At 43.1% G+C, this 1473-nt stretch carries 1 protein-coding gene; it reads right to left on the minus strand.

The genetic code is table 11. The annotated features are described in order from the left end of the window. Positions 1-79: 79 nt before the first annotated feature. The gene (locus HMPREF0666_RS15835) at positions 80-1315 is read right to left on the minus strand and encodes an IS4 family transposase (protein ID WP_009013403.1); all 1236 of its coding nucleotides are present in this window, start codon (positions 1313-1315) and stop codon (positions 80-82) included. Positions 1316-1473: the final 158 nt, after the last annotated feature.

Consider the following 1473-nt stretch of genomic DNA (forward strand, 5'->3'; position numbering starts at 1 on the left):
GTATAGAAGGCTACTTGGTATTCAATACTCGTAAACTTCCTTAAGGGTGATGTAGCCTGGCCTAGTGTCCTTACCCATATCACACCAGCCTTGTAGACGGGCGATTATCCATGCTGCCCATGGTAGGCTGTCCTCTTTGAAAGGATTTCTTCCATCTTTTGACCTCGGGGTTCTTGGTGTGTATCATTCCCATGAGTGCATGTAGAACTACTAATTGGACGTTTGTAAAGAGTATGCGGGCTGATACTTCTTCTCGTTTCGTGTCGTATGACCTCTTAAGTATCAGACACTTAAGTACTGCCGATATGGTTAGAGAAATCATCTTCTTTGTGCTCTCGCCATCCTCTAATTGTATGTCTTCTATTCCAAATCCCTTGGATTTCATTAGTCGGAAAAGTTCCTCGATGAGCCAACGACATCTATACCAGTCGATACATTGCACTGCTTGGGCAAGACTGGTAACCTCGTGTGAAGTCAGTAAACGCCATTCTACGGGCTCTTCTCCTGCAGGAACAGAGTCGGCACGTTCCTTGACATGTACGCAATAAATATCTAACTTCTCCTTACCGCCTGCATTTGAATGTGGTGCGTGAAGGGTGATAGGCATAAAACGTACCTCCATAACGGCTGTTCTGTTCTTTCGACCTTGCCGTCCGGGGAGTGAGAAGCTGTACTCGCCCATAGGTTTCTGCTTGGCTAAATGCTCTGTAAGTGTATCTAAATCAGCACCTACGCTACTCTTGCGATTATGGGTAGAACGTATCAGAAAGTCGCATCCCACTTCCAAAGTCTCGTCCATAAAGGCGTAGACATCGCTCTCACGATCGCCAACTATTGTCTTACGAACATCACTTGGGATGCACTCCGCGCTCTCCTTTGCAGACAAAGTCCACCGATAGGATTCCTTATCCTTATATGGTAAAGTAGCTCGTTTATTGGTCTTCTTTCGACCTTCTATGCGCTCACGATTCCATATTCTCACAGAGGAAAAGCCTATAGGAAGGCATGATTCAGCGTCCACAATCATAGTTGGATGTACGAAAATAGAATACTTTTTCAGTTGCATAGAACCATCTCCAAAGTCGGGGTCATCCTCCTTCAAACGCCCTTTCATGTGGTCGTAAGAGAGCTCCGTAGTGTCTTGTATGCATAGTACATGTTTATGTCCAACACACTCACTACCAGATAATTGCCTTATTCTATCTATTAGATCTTCCATATCCCAGTTCTTATTACGTAGTACTCTATAGGCACCAACTTTAGGTGCCTTATCTTCGAAGCACTTATTAATAACCGCACTCTGTTTCTCTACCATCTTATCGAACAAGCTATTAACTCTTCATTCGATTCTCTTATCTCCTCCGAGGGAGTCAAATATGTTGTTTAATTGCATATACAAAGATACTAAAAACCATGACATACGCAAGTATTTACTGAGTATCAATGTGTTATAATGTTAAAAGATGTGTAGAA

This window comes from Prevotella sp. C561, from assembly GCF_000224595.1.
In the GTDB taxonomy this organism is placed as follows: domain Bacteria; phylum Bacteroidota; class Bacteroidia; order Bacteroidales; family Bacteroidaceae; genus Prevotella; species Prevotella jejuni.